Below are 17,578 nucleotides of genomic sequence, written 5' to 3' on the forward strand. Positions count from 1 at the left end.
AATCTTGGCGTGATTTTGCACTCTATATTGAGATATTAAAGGCAGGTTATGGCTCTAAAAACGCCCATCAAAACGACAAATAAGATTCTAGATATTTCACTCAAACTCTTTAGCACTTATGGCTTTGAAAATGTCAAAATGCAGGATATTATTGATAAGTTAGCATTGAGTGGATACACAAAGGGGGCGATTTATCATCATTTCAAAAACAAAGAGGATATTTTGTATGCGATTTTGGGGCGGTATGATGAGCAGAATGAAAAGATTTGGGAGATTGAACGCTCTCAAATCAATGGACGCGATAAGCTAAAAGCCCTTATTCTGCTTCATCTTCAGCATATTTTGACACACAAGGAGATTATTAAAAGCTCCTTATCACTTTTGCGTTCTATGCAGACATTAGCCTATAAACAACAGCACACACAAACACATCTTACGCCCATTGTAGAATCTATGATAGAAGAGGGTAATAGCGATGGCTCACTGAATGTAGCCTATCCAAAGGCAGCGAGTGAAATGTTCGTGTGGGGCGTGTATATATGGCTTGATAATGCGTTGTATCCTTTGAATCAAATGGAATATACCTATAAAGTGCGGCATTTGCGGATAATGTGCGAGGGTGTGGGCTTAAGCGTGATTGATGAAGAGATAAGTGCGGAGTTTCTTGCCCTATGGCGAGAGATAAGATGATGGAGATAAGATAGCAAAGTGTGTGAAGTATTTTTTAGAATCTAGCATTGTTTGAATAGCTTTGATATAAAAATAGAATCTTAAAAAAAAGGAAGCATAATGTTTGGCGAAGTGTTGTTATCTATATTTTTCTATATTCTCGTATATCATAAGCTTTATTCATATAAGAATCCGCGTTTATATCAATGGCTTTTGTGCTAGGCAATAGCATAGCTTTACTTGTTTTTGGAGCGTGATGTATCATTGGGGAATTTTGCGTTCTCTTAACTCTCCTGCACTCTCACAATCAAGCTTTGTTTTAGCCCGATAGATTCTACAATGCACTGCTCTAAGGCTCTTTGCTCCCCATTATCCACTTCGTGATCAAAGCCTAGAATATGCAAAAAGCCGTGGATAAAAAGCAAACTTATCTCATCTATAAGGGTATGATTGTAACTTTCACTCATTGTTTTGGCAAGCTCGGTGTTTATCACGATGCTTCCCAAAAGGCGTTCAAATGGGGTGGTGCCATCTAAGGGGCTAAAGTCAAAATCGCTATCCATAAAATCACACGCCATAAAATCACATTCTAAAGGGAAGCTTAGCACATCTGTGGTGCTATCCCTGCCCCGATGAGTGCGGTTAATCTCTCTCATCGTTTTAGAATCTACAAAAACCACTTCAAGGCTGCAATGTGAAAAATCTCCCTTGATTAGCTCAAGCTTACCCAGCTCAAGTAAAAGCTTTTCTAGCTCGTTTTTATAAGGACTATTCTCATCTATATCAAGCCGTGGCATAGGGCTAGATTCAGTGTATCGTGTTTGCAAAGTTATCTCCATTGTATTGTGATTGTATTTCGCGTGGCGTTTTGGCGTGGATTATACATTTTTATGAGATTTATCTCAAGTTTAAAATCCCTTTTTAAAATCCCCTAATTTAAAATCTTTTAGCTTGATAAAAACTCACAAATTGCTATAATGCAGACTCATTTTTTATAAGCAAGGAATCGCTATGGTGGATTATGGGATTAACTTTTGGGGCAATAATGACTTTATTATTTCTGAAGGCAGAGTTAAGGTGAATTACAAGCATAGACCAGCTCTCATTGACATCGTTCAAGACGCAAGGGAGAAAGGCTATAAAGGACCTTTGCTTTTGCGTTTTCCACATTTAATCAAAAATCAAGTGGATAAGGTGTTTAAGGCATTTGAGGGGGCGATTAAGGAGTATTCCTACAAGGGCAAGTTTAAGGCGGTTTTTCCTTTGAAGGTTAATCAAATGCCAAATTTTGTCCTGCCCCTTGTGGAGCAAAGCCAAGATAAATGCTATGGGCTAGAAGCAGGGAGTAAATCCGAGCTTATCCTAGCTATGGCTTATACGAATAAGAACTCACCCATCACGGTCAATGGATTTAAAGATAAGGAGATGGTTTCTCTAGGTTTTTCAGCGGCGAATATGGGACACGACATTACACTAACGATTGAGGGGCTAAATGAGCTAGAGACGATTATTGAAGTGGCACACGAACTAGGAGAGCCTTATCCAAATATAGGGCTTAGAATCCGCCTTCACAGCACAGGTGTGGGAATCTGGGCAAAAAGCGGGGGTATAAATTCAAAGTTTGGGCTAACAAGCACAGAATTGCTAGAAGCCATTAAAATGCTTGAAAAAGAGCAATTGCTGCATAAATTTACGATGATTCACTTCCACATCGGCAGTCAAATCAGCGACATTTCACCGCTTAAAAAAGCCATACGAGAGGCAGGAAACATCTATGCCGAGCTAAGAAAAAAAGGGGCAAAAAACCTGCAATGTGTGAATATCGGCGGAGGCTTAGCGGTGGAATACACCCAGCACGAGGGCAAGAATAATCGCAACTACACGCTAAGTGAGTTTAGCGGTGATGTGGTCTTTTCACTGCGAGAGATTGCCAAAAATAAAAAAGAGCCAGAGCCGGATATTTTTATAGAATCTGGTCGTTTTATTGCCGCAAGCCACGCTGTGCTTGTAGCACCGGTGCTAGAGCTTTTCTCACAAGAATACGATGAAAAAGCCCTGCGTCTTAAAAAGAGCAACCCACCGCTTATAGAGGAGCTTTTTGACTTGTATAATAGCGTGGTTGAGAAAAATGCTATTGAATATTTGCACGATAGCCTTGATCATATGGAATCTTTGCTGACACTTTTTGACTTGGGCTATATTGATTTGCAAGATAGGAGCAATACCGAAGTGTTGGTGCATTTGATTATCAAAAAAGTTATAAAGCTTTTGAAGCATAAAAACTATAATGAGATTTTACAGATTCAAGAGCAGGTGCAAGAGCGGTATTTGCTTAATTGTAGCTTTTTTCAAAGTTTGCCTGATTATTGGGGCTTGGCACAAAACTTCCCTGTTATGCCGCTTGATAGGCTTAATCGCCGCCCAAACCGCTCTGCTAGTTTATGGGATATTACTTGTGATAGCGATGGTGAGATTGCCTTTAATGCGAGTTCGCCCCTGTTTTTACACGATGTAGATGTAACAAAGGAGGAGTATTTTTTGGGATTCTTCCTTGTGGGGGCGTATCAAGAGGTGCTAGGAATGCGACATAATCTTTTTACGCACCCAACGGAGTTTAGCGTTGTCTTTGATGATGATTTAAATAAGGGCTATGAGCTAGAAAATCTCATTGAGGCACAGACGATTTTAGATGTGCTAGATGATTTAGATTATGATACGAAAGATATTGAGCGACGACTAAAGCAACATATTGAAGAAAATCAAAATCTTGATAGTGAGGGCAAAAAGGAAATGCTCGGGCGATTATATGTAATGCTTAGTGAGAATGGCTATCTCCGCACCCTTACGACTAAAAAACAATAGGCTAGTTGAGATATGGAAACACAAAAAGCAGAAGAACAAAAAGTGAGCTTGTGGTGTGTGATAAAAGAGGATTTTTGCATAGTGCGGCAAAAAGACCCTGCGATTAATAGCAGTATAGAGCTATTTTTTAATTATCCCGGGCTTATTGCTTTGGTGCATTATCGTATCGCACATCGTTTGCATAGGGCTGGATTCAAGGTTGTGGCTAGAATCATTATGGGGCTTACAGGTTTTATTACAAATGTAGATATTCACCCAGCAGCACAGATTGGTCGGCGTGTGTTTATTGACCACGCCATTGGTGTGGTGATAGGCGAGACGGCAGAGGTAGGCAATGATGTGATGATTTATCAAGGGGTAACGCTAGGCGGAACAAGCCTTGATAAAGTCAAAAGACACCCTACCATTGAAGATGGCGTGGTGATTGGAGCGGGGGCTAAGATTCTAGGGAATATACGCGTTGGGGAGAATGCAAAGATTGGGGCGAATTCTGTGGTGATAAAAGATGTGCCTAAAGACTGCACGGCAGTTGGGATTCCCGCACGGGTAATAGTCAAAGGCAGGGCAAAAGAAGCAAGTGCGATAAACAAGCTGCCTGATATTGATAGGGCATTGTTTGAGTATCTTTTAAAACGCATACAGATTCTAGAATCTAGCCTAGATTCTGTGGATTCTACAAGCGGAGATTCTAGAAACTTAAATGAAAAGCACCAAAAAGAAAAAGAAGAGCTAGATAGAATCTACGCAGCTTTCTTGCGTAGTTTGAGGGGGTAGATCTTGCAGTAGATGAAAGTCAAGCCTTTTATGTAGGGTTGGGGAGATAAAGCCCAAAGTTACGCCAAATAATAAAGGCTTAGCAAAAAACACATATAATTCTAAAACCCATAGCCTAAGATAAAACAAAAATATCAAATGGATAGTTTTTGCCACTTGCTTTTAGGTCTAAATACGCATCAATAGCTGTATATTCACCTTTAGCGTGGGATTTATGCCGCTCTTTTGCCTTGTCAATCATCTCTAGTTCAAACAGCACATAGAAAAACGCCATTTCCGCATTTTCATCATTATCTGCACATTCTTCAAAGAATCTAATCCATTCATCAGGGTTTAATATACCTTTGCTTTCCTTGGCGTATTGGATATATTCAAACGCACCACACCCCGCACTTTTGAAGCTTTCACTCAAATGCTTAGTTTCAATCGTGTTTGGATATTTCAAATACACCTGCAATAATTCCTGCACCAAAGCTTTATCAAGGGTAAGGTTTGGGAGCTGGGCTACAAGCTTGTCTAAATCTTTTGAATCACCATTTTTTAGAATCTCAAGTGTTGCGTAGCTTTTCAGCTCATCTGGATATTCTTTATCTAAAAGTGAAAAGCCATTTTTATAATTGGCTTTAATCTTGTTTTTGAGATTTTGGAGATTAAACTTATTGTCCTTGCTTAAATGATATTTTTTCAAATCCACAACTTTGCCACTCATCACATCTTTGTAGGTTTCAAATAGGCTATCAATTTTTCGGTTAAAACTCTCCATAGAATCAAGTCTAGGCTTAAGATAGAATCTTTGCAAGATTTTTGATAAATCCCCAAAGGCTTTGCGTTTATATACGCGGTCTTTAATGGGTTGATTGAGCGCTTGTTCGTTGATTTGCGTAAGGAGCTTGTCATAGTCATTTTTACGATGATAATCTTCTAGCATTTCTTTCGCCCACGCTGAAGCAAAGAAAATCAAAGTCATTATAAAAAACACAAGCACAATCACTAGAATCCAAACCGCCACAGGCAATGTTAGCTGTGTTGTGCTAAAGGGCAAATCATAAGTATAAGTGCTAGATTCCAAACTATACACATATAGCCCCATAATAAACATAAAGACAAATGAGAAAATAACATAATATTTGAGTTTCATCTATCGCTCCTTTTTTTGAGATTTTTCATAAAGCTCACGGCAATTAATGCAATACTTTGCGTGAGGCTTGACTTTGAGACGCTCCACACCAATTTCATCATCGCACATTTCACAGATTCCAAAGATACCATCTTTAATTTTTTGCAAGGAGTTGCGAATATCACGCATTTCATTATGATACAAATCAATCATACCCATTTCTAAATTCCCCTGCAGTCCAGCCCGGACAATATCGCCCTCATCTTTATGATGTGTATCTTGGATATTTTTTATCTGCGTATTTTTGTGGCTAATACTCTCACTTAGCTTGTGAAGTCGTTCATTAAGAAGTGTTTCAAAAAATTGATAATCAATCATTGTGTCCTCCTTGTATCTCTATTTATGGTAAGGGTGAGAGTGCAAAATACTCAATGCCCGATAGATTTGCTCACATAGCACGAGTTTAGCGATTTTATGGCTAAGGGTTAGGGTGCTAAGACTAATGCTTTGACATAGATTCAAAAATTCTTTTTCAAAGCCATACGCCCCACCGATAAAAAATTGAATGATATTTTGGGAATCTAAAAGGCGTGAAAAGCCCTGTGAATCATAGCTTTTTCCTTGTGGGTGCAGGGCGAGATTAAGGGCATTTGGCTTAATATGTGGCAAAAAAGCCTGTGTGTAAGCATTTTTAGCGTGAGTGGCTGAAATCTTTTGGGCTTTAAGCACACTTTGGGGCATAAGCTCAAAGCTTTCTATATAAGCACCAAACTGCCTACACTGCATACATAGCTCCTCCTGCACCGCTTGATATTTTATGTCTTTTTTAGCTATAGAATAGATGTTGATTTGCATAGCTTGGGTTAAGCATTTTGCTTAAATCACTTAAAGTTTTTTTCAAATCTTTGCGATCTACGACCATATCAATAAGCCCGTGCTCTAACAAAAACTCCGCGGTTTGGAATCCTTCTGGTAAATCCGCACCGATAGTTTGCTTAATCACTCTAGGACCAGCAAAGCCTATAATCGCACCGGGTTCAGCGATGATAATATCACCTAAAAACGCAAAACTCGCACTCACCCCACCAAAAGTAGGATCAAGTAGCACGGAGATGAAAGGGAGCTTTGCATCGGCGAGTTTATTCAACGCAGCGGAAGTTTTTGCCATTTGCATAAGTGAAAAGGTGGATTCTTGCATTCTCGCCCCGCCACTTGTGGATAGAATGACTAAAGTTTGCTTTTTAGCCACCGCTCTATCAATAGCACGGACAATCTTTTCCCCCTCCACAGAGCCGAGAGAGCCACCCATAAAGGCAAAGTCAAACAGCACAATTTGCATTTCAATACCATTTAAAAGTGCTTCCCCTGCGATGACTGAACTTGCCCTGCCCGTTTTTTCTTCCCCCTCAGCAATCCGCTTTTTGTAGCTTTTTTTATCCACAAATTCTAAAGGGTCAATGGGGCGTAAATCTTTATCAATTTCAATAAAAGTGTCTTTGTCGCATAGCATTTCTAGGCGTTCTTTTGTCGAGATTCTAAAGTGATAGTTGCATTTAGGGCAGATGTGAGATTGTGAAAAAACCTCTTTATAATACATCAAAGCATTGCAACCGGGGCATTTTAGCCAATGATTAGGTGCATCATTTTTTTGCTTTTCTTTTTGCTCCTCTTTTTTCCCTTTGAAAAAATCGCCAAGACCCATAATTATCCTTTTGAGTTATCTAAAAAGTTGAGAATAATATCAAAAATATGCTTATCTTTGCTTATAAGTGTCCAATTCTTTGAAGAAATGTGGTGCAAATTCTCACACAAAAATAATCCTGCTTTGCTATCAAACTTCCTTATTTCCCCCATAAAAAGCATAAAATTGACTTCATACGCCTTTGCCATAGATAACGCACTTGCCCCCAAAGAGCGGAATTTTAAGCCATTGTCATACAAGAGTTTGGCAATATGTGGGTTGCTATATGCTTTTTCAAAGATTCCACATTTGCTTATAGGTGTAGAATCTAATGGCATAAATGCCTTGTCTTGCTTAGATTCATACTCATAGAGATAGAATCTAAAACATTGAGAATCTTGTCTTATCACGCATTCTTTGGAGCAAAAATTAATAATAAGGGCTTCCTTGCATTTGCCATTTTTATCACATAGGGCTAGACTCGCTCCGTAATAAGGGATATGTGAGAGAAAATTATCACTCCCATCAAGTGGGTCAAGCACAATGTAATCACTCCCTGCACCTTGTATAAACCCGCTCTCTTCGGATTCTATACTTGCTAATGTGAGTAAATGCTCTTTGTAGATTCTCTCACTATATAAATCCGCACCAATGCTAATATCGCCCCCTGCACCCATTGTATGCTTTTCATACAGCGATGAATCTTGCCGCTGTAATGCAGTGATAATCACCGATGAAGCCTTTAAGGCTTGATGTAAAAATGCACTCATATTCGCCCTTATTTTTTAGAAACTTTAAGCTAGAATTATGCGTTAGAACTTCTTAAATTAAGGAATCAAGTGCAAGGCTATATTCTCCAAATGCAAAAAACACGCACAGAAGATATGATTGTCAAGATTCTAACCCAAAGAGATATAAAGACATTGTATAGATTCTATGGGGCAAGGCATAGCATTATTAATATTGGGCGAAAGATTGACTTTGAGGAGCAAACACAGCTAGGCTTTTTGCCCAAACTCAAACATATCGTGCATCTTGGGTATAGGTGGGAATCCCAGCACGATAGGTATTATATTTGGCAGCATTTTATTAAGCTTTTATATAAGCATTTAGCCGATGTGTATGAGATTGATAGCTTTTATTTTGAACTATTAGATTCTGGGGCGGATAAGCTTATGTTGCAAAATCCCAAACGCGTAGTGCTAGAGATGTATGCGGCTTTGCTTAATCACGAGGGCAGAGCGTTTATTGATATGAATAATCAAATGCAGTGCTTTGTGTGTCAGCAACGCTTAGCAGATTCTGTGGCATTAGGCAGAGCGTTTTTACTTGCTCACAAGGAATGTATCGGTGGCAGAGCATTTATACTAGAAAAAATGAGTTCATTTTTACAAACTCAAAGCACGATTTTGCTTGAAGATGATGAAGTGGATCATTTGTGGGAAATTTTGGGACTAGGACTATAAAATTTAGCTTTAATTAAACTTAATTAAGAATATACAAGAATAATTGACTTATAATTGCAGAGCGTTTAACGCATATACTATCTATAAGGAGTTACTTATGTCATACGCAAGTAATGTTCTCAACAAATTAAAAGAGCAATATCCTTCACAGACACTTTTTCATCAAGCTGTGGAGGAAGTTTTTGAGTCCCTTGAGCCGGCACTTCAAAAGGATAAGAGATATGAATCTTATGCCATACTTGAGCGTCTTACGATTCCTGATAGAGAGATTCATTTTCGCGTAAGCTGGGTTGATGATAAGGGCAAGATTCAAACAAATCGTGCCTATCGCATTGAGTTTAACTCCGCTATTGGACCATACAAAGGTGGGTTAAGATTCCACCCAAGCGTGAATGATGGCGTGATTAAATTTTTGGGCTTTGAGCAGATTCTAAAAAACTCTCTTACAACACTTGCTATGGGTGGTGGTAAGGGCGGAAGCGACTTTGATCCAAAGGGTAAAAGCGAAGGTGAAATTATGCGGTTTTGTCAAAGCTTTATGAATGAGCTTTATCGCCATATCGGTGCGACTACCGATGTCCCAGCGGGTGATATTGGCGTAGGTGGGCGAGAGATAGGCTATCTCTTTGGGCAATATAGAAAGCTCACAAACTGCTTTGAGGGTGTGCTTACCGGCAAGGCTATCCCGTGGGGCGGAAGCCTTGTAAGGACAGAAGCCACAGGCTATGGTTGTGTGTATTTTGCACAAGAAATGCTAAAAGCACGAGGCGAGAGCTTAGAGGGTAAAATTTGTAGCGTATCTGGTGCTGGAAATGTAGCAATTTATACGATTGAAAAGCTCTATCAGCTTGGGGCAAAGCCCGTAACGGCAAGCGATTCTCAAGGTATGATTTATGATAAAGATGGCATTGATTTGGCATTGCTAAAAGAGATTAAGGAAGTAAGAAGAGCAACTCTAAGTGAATATGCCAAAGAGCGACCACAAGCGGTTTATACGCCGATTAGCGAGTATCCAAAAGATAGCAATCCGGTGTGGGCTGTGCCTTGCTTTGCGGCATTCCCAAGTGCGACACAAAATGAGCTTAATGGCAATGACGCTAAGATTCTCCTTGCTAATGGTTGCAAATGCGTGAGTGAAGGGGCAAATATGCCTTCAACTATTGAGGCGGTGCATCAATTTATCAATGCGAAAATCTGCTACGGACCGGGCAAGGCTGCAAATGCTGGTGGTGTGGCAGTGAGTGGGCTAGAAATGGCACAAAATGCAAGTATGAATCCGTGGAGTTTTGAAGTGGTGGATTCTCATTTGCATAAAATTATGGAAAGCATTTTTACAAATGCGAGTGAGACAGCAAAAGAGTTTGGCGATCCTACAAACCTTGTGCTTGGTGCAAATATCGCAGGATTTAGAAAGGTTGCTGGAGCGATGATTGATCAAGGCGTGATTTAACCCCTGCTTGTAGATTCTAGATTCTTTAGGTTTAGAATCTACACAATACAAATATGAGGTAAGTAATGCCAACAAAGAAAGCTACACAGGAAAAATTTGATTTTAAAAAGGTTTTTAAAGATTGTTACGCACCTAAACCGACTCCACAGCTTGTTTCCGTGCCTAGATTTTCTTTCATAAGTGTGCAGGGCTGTGGAAATCCCAACGAAGCAGATGGTGCATATCAGTCGGCATTGCAGTGTTTATATGCTCTCTCCTATACGATTAAGATGAGCAAAAAGATAAAGGCTTTAAAAAACTATGTGGAATATGTCGTGCCACCGCTTGAAGGCTTGTGGTGGGGCAGAGAGAATGGCGAAAGCAAAGAACATTTCAAATGGCAAGCAATGATAGCTCAACCAGATTTTGTAAGCCAAGAGATTTTTGAATACGCCACACAAGAAGTTGCAGCGAAAAAAGGTATAGATTCCACAAAGGCAAGTCTTATCCATTTCGAAGAAGGCTTGTGTGTGCAAATGCTTCACATAGGTTCATATGATGATGAGCCGCAAAGTCTTGCGAAAATAAAAGATTTTATGATGTGTAATGCCTTGCAAAATGACATTGGTAGCGTGCAGGGTGATTTTACACGCCTACACCACGAGATATATCTCAATAATCCAAATAAGACACCACCCCATAAGTTAAAGACAATTTTGCGTATTCCTGTAAGAAAAATACAAGTTTAATAACAATTGATACTAAAGATTCTACTAATACTATTTGAAATCCACAAACCCTAATGCCTTTTTGCAGGGTGATGAAAGTGGTTTAGATTCTAGCTCTTTTTGTGAAAAGAAATATAGCTTTGTGTGTGGCAGGGATTGCGTTAATAAGTCTAGGTATTTAGAATCTAGTTTATATACATTTGCGGTGATAGCGTATTTTGTGTAGTGGTGCTTGAAACTGCCGCATTTATAGAATCCCTTTTTGTAGAATCTGTGCTTATTTGCAAGTGCTTCTAGCTTAAGTTGTGGGAGATTGTATAAGCCTTGATATAAACCGCCTTTTTTATCTTTTTTATCCCCTTTTTCATACACAAAAGCAATCCTGCCTTGAGAATCTGCATAAATGATAAGATGAAGTGTGAGTGGGGTTAAAGAAGAAGTTTTTGGTGTGGGATAGATGGCTGGATTTACCTTGCCATTGCAGAGATTTTGCATAGGGCAGATAAGGCAGCTAGGCGATTTTGGTGTGCAAATCATCGCACCTAAATCAAGCAAGGCTTGATTATAATCAAAACTATGTTTTGTGTCTAAAAGCAAAAATGCAAGCTCGTCTAAAAGCTTTTGGTTAGGCTCGCGTAATGCAAAGATTCTACACAAAACTCGTCTAATATTCCCATCTACAAAACTCACACTCTGCCTGAAACCAAAGCATAAAATAGCCCCTGAAGTATATGCACCAATTCCGGGCAATGTAAGCAAATCTTGGCGTGTATTAGGCAAAGTAGCATTATGCTTTTCACAGCAAATAATCGCCGCTTTTTGCATATTCCTTGCACGGGAGTAGTAGCCTAAGCCCTCCCATTGCTTGAGTATAGAATCTAGCGGGGCTTTTGCTAAGGATTCTAGTGTGGGAAAGGCGTTTAAAAATGGGGTAAAGTAGTGTTCTTGCACTCTTTTTACTTGCGTTTGTTGCAACATTATCTCACTTACATACACGCCATAAGGGGCATTTTCACCTTTTAGGATTCGCCAAGGAAGAGAAATTCTGCCCTGTATCGCATACCACTCTAAGAGTTGAATCTGATATTGTTTAGCAATGCGTTTTGCTTTGTGTGCGGAGTTTGTATTCATAAAGGCAAGTATAGCCAAAAAGCATAAAATGAGTAAAAACGCAAAAATAAATTATTTTTTTACTTTTTGCTGTTGAAAGTGTGGAGATTTTAGGACAAAAGCGATAGTATTGCAGTTTTAGTTTGTGCTTTTAGCTTTGGATTCTAGGATTTAGCGGATTGTAGATTCTAAAAACAACTTCAAGCGGAGGTGAAAAATGGGAGAGCATAAGACTTCTATGAAAGCTCCAAAGATTCTTATTCTTGGTGGTGGATATGGGGGACTGCGTGCGGCTATCACGCTTCAAGAGCGGCTTAAAGCCCAAGCAGAGATTACACTCATTAGCAAACACGATTATCACTATCAAACCACACTCCTGCATAAAGTCGCCATCGGCACATTGAGTGCGAGAAAAGCTAGAATCTACTTCCGCAAGATTTTAGACTTAGACAAAGTGCGTTTTATAAAAGATAAGATTCTCTCTTTTGACCCAGAAAATAAACGCGTCTTTGGCAATGGTGGAGCGTATGAGTATGATTATTTGATTATCGCGCTTGGCTTTAAGCCTGATGATTTTGGTATTAAAGGTGTGGCGGAACACGCCCATAAACTCTCATCGCTCAATGCTGCCCTAAAGCTTGATAAGCTTATAGAGTATAGATTCAAAGAATATTGCCATACAAAAAATGATGATGATTTAAGTGTGATTGTCTGTGGCACGGGATTTACAGGCATTGAGTTTGCTGCGGAGCTTGGCTCTAGGCTAGATGAGCTGTGCTTGATTGGTGGGATTCCACGGGAAGTGCCAAAGGTTACTTGCATTGGGCGGAGTGAGAGAATCCTGCCGATGTTTAGTAAAAAAGCAAGTGCGTTAGCAAAGAAAAAGCTTGAAGCCTTTGGTGTTGATGTGATTTGCGATGGCGAGGTGATAGAGTGCAAGGAGAATGGCGTTGTGATTAAGCAAAATGGGGAAGAACGACACATAAAAGGCAATACGATTTTATGGAGTGCTGGGGTGAAAGGCAATGATAGCCTTGAGAAATCAAGCTTTGAGACGACAAAAGGGCGGATTAAGGTTGATGAGTATTTGCGATGTCCGCAATATAAGAATATTTATGTGGTGGGGGATTGTGCTTTGTATGCTTCAAGGGACGCTATCCACGCACCAACCGCACAGCTTGCCGCACAGATGGGGGATTATGTGGGGAAAAGTTTGATTAAGATTCTAAATGGCACAACGCAAAAGAAGCCTTTTAAGTTTCAGCATAGAGGCACGGTGTGTTCTATCGGGCATACCGATGGTGTAGGGATTATTTATAAAAAAAGTATTGGTGGGGAGTTTGCGGCGTTTTTGAAAAACTTTATTGAAAATAAATGGCTGTATGGCATAGGCGGAGCGAAGCTTGTGTTTAAAAATGGGCAGTTCCGCTACCGCACGAGTAATTAGCCGAATAGATTTTAGAATCAACTACACAATTCCCCTTAAAAACACATTGTGAGCGAGTTAGCTTAAAACACGAGTTGAAGCGTGTAAAATAAATTGCGTAAAACGCTACCTTAGCTAAAGTATTAAAAGGGATATTGCAGAATCTAGACTCCTAAAGAGAATCATCTCGCAGAGGTGCATTGAGTGATAGAGCCTTCTTGAGCGGTGCAGGAAAAAGTTTGTCCATTGCAAAGGGCGGTATAATGTTGCCCTCCCATAAAATCAAGATTGCTATTTTTGATAGTTATGTTTTGTGGTTGGCAGCCTATGACACTTGCGGTGCGTTTTTTAAGCGTGTTTTGCGTCATACAGCCACCAAAGAGCATTGCGGTTGATATTGCGATAATGTAAAACTTCATTGTATGCCTCCTTGATTCTATGTTGTGGCTCACATTCTATCAAAAAAAAAAAAAAACAATAAACACGATTTGCAAGTGCGAGTGTCAAAACACATCAAAACACGAGAACGGACAAAATATTATTTTGAATATGTTACAATCCGCCACTTCACAAACCTAATAAGCACTAAACAAAAGGAAACCTAATGATAAGCTACAAAGATTCTGGCGTTGATATTGATGAAGGCAATGCACTTGTAGAGGGGCTAAAGCCTTTAGTTAAATCAACTTTTGATAGCAATGTGATTGGTGGGATTGGCTCGTTTGCTGGAGCGTATGCTCTGCCGAGCGGCTATAAGAATCCTGTGATTTTAGGAGCAACTGATGGCGTTGGCACAAAGCTCCGCCTTGCTATTGATGCTAAAAAACTTCAAGGCGTAGGGATTGATCTTGTGGCGATGTGTGTAAATGATTTGATTTGTAACTTTGCTACGCCTATGTTTTTTTTGGACTATTATGCTACGGGCAAACTTGATAAGACAAATGCGTTAGAAGTGATTGGTGGCATTGCTAAGGGCTGTAAAATCGCACAATGTGCTTTAATCGGTGGGGAAAGTGCGGAAATGCCCGGAATGTATAGCAAAGATGACTTTGATTTGGCGGGGTTTGCTGTGGGGATAGCTGAGCGTGAAGAGGTGGAATCTCAAAAGGTGCAAAAGGGCGATGTGCTGATTGCCCTGCCAAGTAGCGGGATTCATAGCAATGGCTATTCTCTAGTAAGGAAAGTGCTTTTTGATAAATTAGGTATGTCTTTTGATGAAGAGTTTGAAGGTAGAGCGTTGATTGATACACTTTTAGAGCCTACAAGGATTTATGTCCCGCTTTTTAAAGAGATATATGCTTCATCTCTGTGTCCTTCTTTGCACGGCTTAGCTCATATTACAGGTGGCGGGATTGTGGAAAATATTCCTAGAATCTTTTCACATAACTTAGGAGCAAAAATCTCACTCAATGCCATAAAAACGCCCCCTATATTTGATTTACTCAGTCGGTATGTGGAGAAAGAGGAGATGTATCGCACATTCAATATGGGAGTTGGAATGATTCTTGCTGTGGATAAAAACAAAGCAGATGATGTCCTGCACCTTGCGAAGTCTTTGAATGCTTATGTTATCGGTGAAGTTTGCGAGGGTAGCGGGGTTAAGCTTATTTGAAAATAAAGGCTAAGATTGGATACATGGAAATTTTTTAAACTTTACTCGCTCCCTTTTTTGATTGTTGCGTTAGGGATAGGGGTGTATGTGGCTGTGATTATGTTAATGGATCAAAAAAATTTGATTATCAGCAAACGCAGTCCAAGTGGTTCGCATATTGTTAAAAATGATCCTTTAAACACACCACGAGAGCCTGTGCAAATAGCCCAAAATGAACCTAGCAAAGAAGTAGATTCTACTATGGAGCCACTGATTGAAGATCCAGCCCCTGCTTTGCCTACCACAGAGATAGAATCTACCCCACAGGTTGTAGAGCCACAAGAGACAAATCCCCAAGCTGTTGTTGTAGATAATACTCAAGCTACCACACCACTGGAGCAAGAGCTACCAAGTCAAGTGCTGCCAAGCCAACTTCCACCAAGTCAAGCTTCAAGTCAAAAGTATGGCTATGCAAAATATCGTATTAATATCCGTCAAACCCCAAGCTCTGAATCTGCTATTATCTCTCGTGCAGCGGTGGGTGAGGCGTTGGAGATTCTAAGTGATGAGCAAGATGGTTGGAGCAAGGTAAAAAGTCGCTTTGGAGTTGAAGGCTATGTCGCCTCTAGGCTTTTGGCACAGAATCTAGATTCGCAAAATGGTGAGTCTTATGTTGTGGTGGCTAATGCGCTTAATGTGCGTGCAAAGGCGGATTCTCAAGGGGCGGTTATAGGCAGACTAAGCCATAATATGCGAGTTTATGTGCTTGAGACACAAGGGGATTGGGCAAAGATTCAGCTCCCTAATAAGCAGTATGGCTATATTTCGCTTAATCACATCAACAAAAGCGTGCAGTAATGTTGCGGTTTTTTGCTGTTTATGGCAATCCTATCGCACATTCTAAATCCCCACTTTTGCATAATCATACTTTTTCACGCTGTGCTATAAACGCTTTTTATGGGCGTTTGCTTTTGGAAAATGGCAAAGATTTGCGTGAAAGTTTTAAGGCTCATCATTTAAGTGGGGCAAATATTACTATTCCTTTTAAGGAAGAGGCGTATAGGCAGTGCGATGAAGTATGCGGTATTGCTAAAGAGATTGGGGCGTGTAACACTTGGGTGCGTGAAAATGGAAAAATCATCGGCTACAATACGGACGCACAGGGTTTTTATGAATCTGTGAAAGATTTTAAGATGTCAAATGCGTTGATTTTAGGTGCTGGTGGCTCGGCTAGGGCAGTGGCGATGATTCTAAAAACGCATAATATTCCCACAACAATCATCAATCGCTCACAAGAAAAGCTAGAATTTTTTGCTAACAAGGGCTTTGAATGCTTTGTGAGTGATGAATTTAAAGCGGACAGGGCATATAGCATTGTGATTAACACTACAAGTGCGGGGCTAAATGATGAATCTTTGCCCCTTGTAAAGCAGAAGCTACAAGAGATTTTTACGCATTCTTGTTATGCCTTTGATTTGATTTATGGGAAGCAAACGCCATTTTTAGCCCTAGCTAGAGAATCTGGCCTAGAATGCAAGGACGGCAGGGAAATGCTTATCTATCAAGCAGCCCTAGCCTTAGCCCTTTTTGTCAAGGAATGCCCCCTTGCTCCAAGTGAGATTGCAAAGATAATGAGTGAAGTTTTATAACGACTATATTTATGCTATAATCGCCGAGTTTTTTGACAAAGGATTGAAAATGACTATTGATGATACACTTTTAAATAAGCTTGAGCGATTGAGTATGCTAAAGCTAGATGAGAATAAGCGTGAATCTACCAAAGAGCAGCTGAGCGAGATTCTAGGATTTGTTGAAAATATTGCTTCTGTTGAGGTGGCAGAAGATTGTTTTACAGAAACTCTTAAAACACCACTAAGGGCTGATGAGCCAAAAGATTCTAACATTGCCCAAGATGTGCTAAATCACGCACCACAAGCACAAGATAACTTTTTTATCGTCCCAAAAATTATTGAATGAGTATTGAGCTAGATAAAGTAAAGATTCCACAAGATTGGAAAAATCTCCTTAAAGATGAGCTTTTAAGTCCATATTTTGCCAAGATTAAATCTCATTATATGGACGCCCTTGCTAGAGGTGAGCTTGTCTATCCACTGCCAAAAGATATTTTTGCTGCCTTTTGCCTTACCTCACTTGAAAATCTCAAAGTCATTATACTTGGGCAAGATCCCTATCACGGCTATGCTATGGTGAATGGAGAGTGTGTCCCACAAGCTATGGGCTTAAGCTTTAGTGTGCCGCGTGGAGTGCCTATCCCACCTTCGCTTAAAAATATTTATAAAGAACTCGCACAGACTTTGCATATCACGCCACCTTTGCACGGGGATTTAAGTGCTTGGGCAAGGCAAGGTGTTTTATTGCTTAATAGCATTTTGAGTGTCAAGGCACATTCTCCGGCTTCGCATAAGCATTTTGGTTGGGAAGATTTTACCGATGGTGTGATTAGGGCATTATCGCAAAATAAGCAGAATCTTGTCTTTATGCTGTGGGGGAACTATGCTAAGAAAAAGGCGGTTTTGATAGATTCTACTAAACATAAGATTATCACCGCTCCGCACCCTAGCCCACTGGCACAAGGCTTTGTGGGGAGCAATGTATTTGTGAATGCCAATGCGTATTTGCAAGAATGCTCTAAAAGCCCCATTGACTGGGGCAGATTTGATTGAATATGCTTGATTGGTTTGACTAGAGTTTAACTCTACACCAT

At 40.0% G+C, this 17,578-nt stretch carries 21 protein-coding genes; 12 read left to right on the forward strand and 9 right to left on the reverse strand.

Annotated features, from left to right (window positions below; translation table 11 throughout):
* Positions 1–48: 48 nt before the first annotated feature.
* Positions 49–690: a TetR/AcrR family transcriptional regulator gene (locus LS74_RS03135; protein ID WP_034585053.1), complete on the forward strand. Its 642-nt coding sequence runs from the start codon at positions 49–51 to the stop codon at positions 688–690.
* A gap of 121 nt (positions 691–811) precedes the next feature.
* On the opposite strand, the gene LS74_RS11620 is transcribed toward LS74_RS03135, so the two are convergent.
* Both LS74_RS11620 and ybeY read right to left on the reverse strand, forming a co-directional pair.
* Positions 812–934 (reverse strand): hypothetical protein, encoded by a 123-nt coding sequence (locus LS74_RS11620; protein WP_268903679.1) that lies wholly within the window; start codon positions 932–934, stop codon positions 812–814.
* A gap of 19 nt (positions 935–953) precedes the next feature.
* The gene (gene ybeY / locus LS74_RS03140) at positions 954–1,496 is read right to left on the reverse strand and encodes an rRNA maturation RNase YbeY (RefSeq protein WP_052086346.1); all 543 of its coding nucleotides are present in this window, start codon (positions 1,494–1,496) and stop codon (positions 954–956) included.
* A gap of 184 nt (positions 1,497–1,680) precedes the next feature.
* Here ybeY and speA point away from each other — a divergent pair, with 184 nt between their 5' ends.
* Both speA and cysE read left to right on the forward strand, forming a co-directional pair.
* Positions 1,681–3,531, forward strand: a complete 1,851-nt coding sequence (gene speA / locus LS74_RS03145) for a biosynthetic arginine decarboxylase (protein ID WP_034585051.1) — start codon at positions 1,681–1,683, stop codon at positions 3,529–3,531.
* Positions 3,532–3,543: 12 nt separating this feature from the next.
* Entirely contained in the window at positions 3,544–4,305 is a 762-nt protein-coding gene (cysE, locus tag LS74_RS03150) for a serine O-acetyltransferase (RefSeq protein WP_034585048.1), read from the forward strand.
* Between the two features lie 115 nt (positions 4,306–4,420).
* Here cysE and LS74_RS03155 read toward each other — a convergent pair whose 3' ends face one another.
* From LS74_RS03155 to LS74_RS03175, 5 genes are read right to left on the reverse strand one after another with little or no spacing between them, the layout of a single operon-like run.
* Positions 4,421–5,443 (reverse strand): hypothetical protein, encoded by a 1,023-nt coding sequence (locus tag LS74_RS03155; protein ID WP_034585046.1) that lies wholly within the window; start codon positions 5,441–5,443, stop codon positions 4,421–4,423.
* On the reverse strand, positions 5,444–5,800 hold the full coding sequence (dksA, locus tag LS74_RS03160) for an RNA polymerase-binding protein DksA (protein ID WP_034585044.1): 357 nt from the start codon (positions 5,798–5,800) through the stop codon (positions 5,444–5,446).
* 18 nt (positions 5,801–5,818) lie between these two features.
* Complete coding sequence (gene rlmH, locus LS74_RS03165; RefSeq protein WP_034585041.1) at positions 5,819–6,277, reverse strand: 23S rRNA (pseudouridine(1915)-N(3))-methyltransferase RlmH; 459 nt, start codon at positions 6,275–6,277, stop codon at positions 5,819–5,821.
* A complete protein-coding gene (gene accD / locus LS74_RS03170) occupies positions 6,249–7,124 on the reverse strand; it encodes an acetyl-CoA carboxylase, carboxyltransferase subunit beta (RefSeq protein ID WP_034585039.1) in 876 nt (291 codons plus the stop codon). The genes rlmH and accD overlap by 29 nt, the downstream gene beginning before the upstream one ends.
* Positions 7,125–7,126: 2 nt before the next feature.
* Positions 7,127–7,873, reverse strand: a complete 747-nt coding sequence (locus LS74_RS03175) for an inositol monophosphatase family protein (protein ID WP_034585038.1) — start codon at positions 7,871–7,873, stop codon at positions 7,127–7,129.
* A gap of 69 nt (positions 7,874–7,942) precedes the next feature.
* On the opposite strand from LS74_RS03175, the gene recO reads away from it, so the two are divergent.
* The 3 genes from recO (at position 7,943) to LS74_RS03190 (ending at position 10,747) form a co-directional block, all read left to right on the forward strand.
* On the forward strand, positions 7,943–8,569 hold the full coding sequence (gene recO / locus LS74_RS03180) for a recombination protein RecO (protein WP_034585037.1): 627 nt from the start codon (positions 7,943–7,945) through the stop codon (positions 8,567–8,569).
* 97 nt (positions 8,570–8,666) lie between these two features.
* A complete protein-coding gene (gdhA, locus tag LS74_RS03185; protein WP_034585036.1) occupies positions 8,667–10,019 on the forward strand; it encodes an NADP-specific glutamate dehydrogenase in 1,353 nt (450 codons plus the stop codon).
* 65 nt (positions 10,020–10,084) lie between these two features.
* Complete coding sequence (locus LS74_RS03190; protein ID WP_034585035.1) at positions 10,085–10,747, forward strand: GyrI-like domain-containing protein; 663 nt, start codon at positions 10,085–10,087, stop codon at positions 10,745–10,747.
* Between the two features lie 30 nt (positions 10,748–10,777).
* On the opposite strand, the gene mutY is transcribed toward LS74_RS03190, so the two are convergent.
* On the reverse strand, positions 10,778–11,857 hold the full coding sequence (mutY, locus tag LS74_RS03195; protein WP_034585034.1) for an A/G-specific adenine glycosylase: 1,080 nt from the start codon (positions 11,855–11,857) through the stop codon (positions 10,778–10,780).
* Between the two features lie 196 nt (positions 11,858–12,053).
* Between mutY and LS74_RS03200 the strand changes: the two genes are divergently transcribed.
* Positions 12,054–13,283, forward strand: coding sequence for an NAD(P)/FAD-dependent oxidoreductase (locus LS74_RS03200; protein WP_034585032.1), 1,230 nt, complete (start codon positions 12,054–12,056; stop codon positions 13,281–13,283).
* 161 nt (positions 13,284–13,444) lie between these two features.
* Here the strand turns inward: LS74_RS03200 and LS74_RS03205 are convergent, their stop codons facing one another.
* Complete coding sequence (locus LS74_RS03205; RefSeq protein WP_034585029.1) at positions 13,445–13,681, reverse strand: hypothetical protein; 237 nt, start codon at positions 13,679–13,681, stop codon at positions 13,445–13,447.
* 185 nt (positions 13,682–13,866) lie between these two features.
* Here LS74_RS03205 and purM point away from each other — a divergent pair, with 185 nt between their 5' ends.
* The 5 genes from purM to ung are packed head-to-tail and all read left to right on the forward strand — an operon-like array spanning position 13,867 to position 17,537.
* Positions 13,867–14,874: a phosphoribosylformylglycinamidine cyclo-ligase gene (gene purM / locus LS74_RS03210; RefSeq protein WP_034585026.1), complete on the forward strand. Its 1,008-nt coding sequence runs from the start codon at positions 13,867–13,869 to the stop codon at positions 14,872–14,874.
* A gap of 15 nt (positions 14,875–14,889) precedes the next feature.
* Positions 14,890–15,711, forward strand: a complete 822-nt coding sequence (locus tag LS74_RS03215) for an SH3 domain-containing protein (protein ID WP_034585024.1) — start codon at positions 14,890–14,892, stop codon at positions 15,709–15,711.
* Entirely contained in the window at positions 15,711–16,502 is a 792-nt protein-coding gene (locus tag LS74_RS03220) for a shikimate dehydrogenase (RefSeq protein WP_034585021.1), read from the forward strand. Before LS74_RS03215 ends, LS74_RS03220 begins: the two co-directional genes overlap by 1 nt.
* Before the next feature lie 49 nt (positions 16,503–16,551).
* The gene (gatC, locus tag LS74_RS03225; protein WP_034585019.1) at positions 16,552–16,830 is read left to right on the forward strand and encodes an Asp-tRNA(Asn)/Glu-tRNA(Gln) amidotransferase subunit GatC; all 279 of its coding nucleotides are present in this window, start codon (positions 16,552–16,554) and stop codon (positions 16,828–16,830) included.
* Positions 16,827–17,537 carry a uracil-DNA glycosylase gene (ung, locus tag LS74_RS03230; RefSeq protein ID WP_034585017.1) on the forward strand — a complete coding sequence of 237 codons (711 nt, stop codon included), beginning with the start codon at positions 16,827–16,829 and terminating at the stop codon, positions 17,535–17,537. The genes gatC and ung overlap by 4 nt, the downstream gene beginning before the upstream one ends.
* The last annotated feature ends 41 nt before the right edge of the window (positions 17,538–17,578 follow it).

The sequence above is a fragment of the Helicobacter magdeburgensis genome (assembly GCF_000765825.2).
GTDB classification, from domain to species: domain Bacteria; phylum Campylobacterota; class Campylobacteria; order Campylobacterales; family Helicobacteraceae; genus Helicobacter_C; species Helicobacter_C magdeburgensis.